Below are 4,250 nucleotides of genomic sequence, written 5' to 3' on the forward strand. Positions count from 1 at the left end.
CGTCGGGCAGGGGATTAGTGCTTCTTCTGAAGAAGCCTTTTTAACGCGTATTGGTGGTGCAGCATTGGCTGAATTGCCGGGAATGGCGCTGAAAATTATCGGGCGAGCTGGCATTCTGGCTGCATTTGTGCCGAACAAATTAGCGGACAGCACGCTCTACAGTGCAGCCGATATGCGCAATAAAACCACGGTTGAAACCAACATTCGCTTGGGTTTCAATGCGGAAGGGCAAATTTACGGCTATCACGTCAATGGGACGAATATCCCTAAGCGTGAAGTAAAACAGGTTGGTGAGCGGTTTGTCGTCGAGTTAGAGCCGGATATCACTATTGAATGGGTGCCGATTAGCGGCGATTTTGGCGGTAAACCGATCCTTGTCAATCCCATCCCGGAGATGGAAAAGTACGATATCTGGATCCATCCGCAAGCGGAGCAAGGCCAAGAATTTGATAACACCTATATCACGCCAATTGCTGATGCGGAGCTGCAAGACTATATTCTGACCTTTCCGGCAGAGACTGGGCTACCGCCGTTGTATGTGGTGTATAGTCACCAAATCCGCAAACCGAATGGTCAGTTTGGTGCGAGTCAGTATCCCAGACCAGAACTGAATCGCACATCCCTTCGGGCTGACACCAAAAGACAGATTGAAGCCAATGCAAGAAAATTCAATGGTCAGTTTGTTGATAAGAGTGGTCGAGTGATCACTGACTGGCATTATGGACATAAATATGGTCTGGAAAACAGGCGGCTACTCAGAGCCGCTGACCAGATGGGAATGACTCAGGAAGAATTGAATGATTTTGTGAATTCACATCCTGACTATTTTCTGCTTGAGGATGCTAAGACCAATCTTAGTCATGTGAATGAGAAGCCGGGCAGTGATGATTTAAGAAAAATTCTCAGAGATATGAGAAAATTTTTGAAAAACAGGAAGACATAATGAGTTACGAATACGAATTATACGATGCTGTACTGGATGGTGATATTAATGAAGTCAAAGCGCTTATTGATAAAGGTGCTGATATTCATGAAGTCACGGAATCAGAGCACTGGACATACCTACATCACGTATTTATGTCTCCCTCTACAAAACTAGAGGAAAGAACACCACTTGAATCAATTCAGTATCTGATTGACCAAGGCTTGGATGTCAACGCAATTGATAGTTATGGCTATACACCACTGATTTATGCTGTACGACAACAAAATATTGAAGGGATGCGGTTGCTGCTGGAAAACGGGGCGGATGAGTTAATTGAACATCGAGCAAGTGATGATGCAACACCTTTGAATATGGTATTTGATAACAAACCTTATCAGTATGAAGTTATGAAACTATTGCTTGATTTCGGTGCTGACCCTGATGCTAAAACAGAAAAAGGCAAATCAGTCCGAGAGTTGGTAAGTCTGCTTGATGATATGGATCCTAAGATGATTGAGTTGGTTCGTCATTACTAAATACAATCCTGTTATCAGTATGCATCGGTATCATAAATTGACCCACAATTGCGGAGACTGTTCAACATTCTGTGTCAGCCCTTATGTCTCAGAATTCAGAGAAGGATATTGTGTCATGACTTGAAGCCGGGTGCGGAGACAATCATGAAGGCAAAAAATAAAAAAGAACCGCGTCGCATTTTACCTTTGAGCCGTGCTAAAATGATGATAAACGGTGTTTTTTGTTGAATGCTTCTTTTATGCTAGCGCTATTCATCCACAACCACCCAATGCTGCGATTATGAAAACATCCCTCGACCATCTGCCGGAATACAAACAGCGTGAGCTTGCCACGATTTCAACGATTCTGCGTGACACGCTGGAAGACTACCTTCAGGGCAAAACAGCGAGTAAAAGTGAATTTCGTATTCTGAAAATTATTCTGTTCGGTAGCCATGCGAAAGGTAACTGGGTCAAAGATCCGGTCAATGGTTATATCAGCGATTACGATATTTTGGTGATTGTGAATAAAGCTGCTTTGGTCGAGGAAGACGTGGTCTGGCAGCGGGCCGAAGAGCAAATTGACCGGAGAGTAAAATCCGCACCGCTCGGGTTGATTGTGCATGATTTGCAGGAAGTAAATGAGCGATTGCAACAGGGTCATTATTTTTTTAAGGATATCCGTGAAGAGGGTATCGAACTGTTTGCCGCAACGCCGAAGCCGTTGGCGATGCCGGGAGATTTGAGCGAAACTGAGCTGCGAGAGATAGCCCGTAAGCATTATGAGCAGTGGTTTGAAAGTGCTTCTGATTTTCTGGTGACTTATCGATTTGATAAAAATCGCGGCAAGTTAAAACAAGCGGCTTTTCTCTTGCATCAAGCGACGGAACGGTTTTTCGCCTGCACGTTGCTGACCTGCACCAATTACTTACCCAAATCCCACAATATCGAAAAGTTGGGGAAATTCTGTTCACAAATCGATCTGGCCTTTGCTGAGATTTTCCCGATGGACAACAAATTCCACCGCCGCAGCTTCCGGCGTCTGCAACGAGCCTATATCGATGCGCGCTATTCGGAGCATTATGAAATCACCGAAGAGGAGTTGAATTATCTGGAGACAGAAGTGCAGCGCTTACAGGTGTTAACCGAACAGGTTTGTCGGGGGAGAATCGGGGATTGAAGGCAGTACTTTTATTCTTTCAGTCTTCGGCTCCCAGATTTGACGCACAATTACGTCTTTCGGTTTCAGAGGCATTGGTGTTCTGTGCGTCAGTTACTCTTGCCAAGATGCAAGCGTAACCAGAAAATCTTTTTTGTTTGACTTGGTCGCACGTTGTCCAGAACCAGCTTTTATGGGCGTCCTGCCCGGAAAAGCTTAATCATTCATCCTTGAATGGTTTTCTTGGTTGCTAATCAACACTAATTCTGTCCAGTTTTTCGAGGTTTTTATGAAGTATGTACAGTTTTTTCTCATAGCGGCTATCGCATCAAGCTGTGGCTTTATCGTGCATGTATTTAGTGCTGAATGGTTGCAAGCTTGGATTGCACAATATATGGAAGGACAAAGCGTTACTCCTTCTTGGGATGTCAGATATATAGCTATATTGACATCATTGGAATATGGAATATCGGCAATAGTGTTGTATTGGCTTATTAGAGATAATGTCATCAAATATGGTCAATTTAGAGCTTTTATAATCTTAAGTTTATTGCTTACGGCTTTACATGGTGCATTAATTCGTCAACCGCTGATGGATTTTGTTGTTGGTAACCCAATAGAAGTCGCTTTAGTACAGAATGCTTTTAAGTGGTTAGTATGGGTTTTGATGTCACTAGTTACCGTTTATGGTTTTGAGCATGTAGTAAAGAAATGCTAACAAACAAGTATGACGTCGATAGTTAATTTTTCACCTCATTATCATTCCAAATCCCAACTTGATCGTTGATCTCAGGGTGAAAAATCCAAGGACGAATTTTCAGGATTGCTTGAGCAGGATGCGAATCAATCCGACCCTGATTAAGTGCACCGAAACTAAAAAAGATGCTTTTGGTTCCTTTTGCATCCATCAAAAGGAACTGGGGCGCAGTCGGAGATGGCAATGAGATCGAAGAAGTAGTTGCGTCCCAAACTCAGCATCATCCTTTTATTTTTCCAGCCTTCGGCTTCCAGATTTGACGCACAATCAGCGTCAGTGATTTCAGAGGTATCGGTGTTCTGTGCGCCAGTTACTCTTGCAGAGATGCAAGCGTAACCAGAAGATCTTTTTTGTCTGGCTTTGGTCGTGCGTTGTCCAGAACCAGCTTTTACGGGCGTCCTGCCCGGAAAAGCCTAATCATTCTTCCATGAATGATTTTCTTTGTTGGGTGGTTGATTTGAATAAAGTGAAACATTGAATCAACGAAGCTCAATTGATCGATGTGCTCAGGGTAAAATTCATGGATGAATTTTAAGCTTTTCGTGAGCAGGAGCGAATAAAAGCGACCCTGATTACGCGAACCAAACTCAAAAAGATGCTTTTAGTTCCTTTTGCATCCATCAAAAGGAACTGGGGCGCAGTCGGAGATGTCGATGAAATCGAGGAAAGTCATTGCGCACCAAATACCTGCATCACAAGTTTTATCTTCTTAGCCTTTGGCTCCCAAATTTGACGCACAATCAGCGTCAGTGATTTCAGAGGCACCGGTGTTCTGTGCGCCAGTTACTCTTGCAGAGATGCAAGCGTAACCAGAAAATCTTTTTTTGTTTGGCTTGGTCGCACGTTGTCCAGAACCAGCTTTTACGGGCGTCCTGCCCGGAAAAGCCTAACCAT

The 4,250-nt window shown here is 43.7% G+C and carries 4 protein-coding genes; all 4 read left to right on the forward strand.

The window, feature by feature from the left end:
• The coding region (locus tag VRK_RS20600; protein ID WP_082671330.1) for an S-type pyocin domain-containing protein at positions 1–943 on the forward strand (943 nt) is incomplete at its 5' end.
• Complete coding sequence (locus VRK_RS06340) at positions 943–1,461, forward strand: ankyrin repeat domain-containing protein (RefSeq protein ID WP_059120591.1); 519 nt, start codon at positions 943–945, stop codon at positions 1,459–1,461. The genes VRK_RS20600 and VRK_RS06340, both read left to right, overlap by 1 nt.
• A 280-nt stretch (positions 1,462–1,741) precedes the next feature.
• Positions 1,742–2,620, forward strand: coding sequence for a HEPN domain-containing protein (locus VRK_RS06345; RefSeq protein ID WP_139344163.1), 879 nt, complete (start codon positions 1,742–1,744; stop codon positions 2,618–2,620).
• Positions 2,621–2,888: 268 nt separating this feature from the next.
• Entirely contained in the window at positions 2,889–3,317 is a 429-nt protein-coding gene (locus tag VRK_RS06350; protein ID WP_059122681.1) for a hypothetical protein, read from the forward strand.
• Positions 3,318–4,250: the final 933 nt, after the last annotated feature.

Origin of the sequence: Vibrio sp. MEBiC08052, from assembly GCF_001506075.1 — a bacterium.
Taxonomy (GTDB): domain Bacteria; phylum Pseudomonadota; class Gammaproteobacteria; order Enterobacterales; family Vibrionaceae; genus Vibrio.

What these genes read in the sequence shown, in the direction of transcription:
- VRK_RS06350 (WP_059122681.1), top strand. Translation starts at nt 2,889, where the DNA reads ATGAAGTATGTACAGTTTTTTCTCATAGCGGCTATCGCATCAAGCTGT.
- VRK_RS06345 (WP_139344163.1), top strand. Translation starts at nt 1,742, where the DNA reads ATGAAAACATCCCTCGACCATCTGCCGGAATACAAACAGCGTGAGCTT.
- VRK_RS06340 (WP_059120591.1), top strand. Translation starts at nt 943, where the DNA reads ATGAGTTACGAATACGAATTATACGATGCTGTACTGGATGGTGATATT.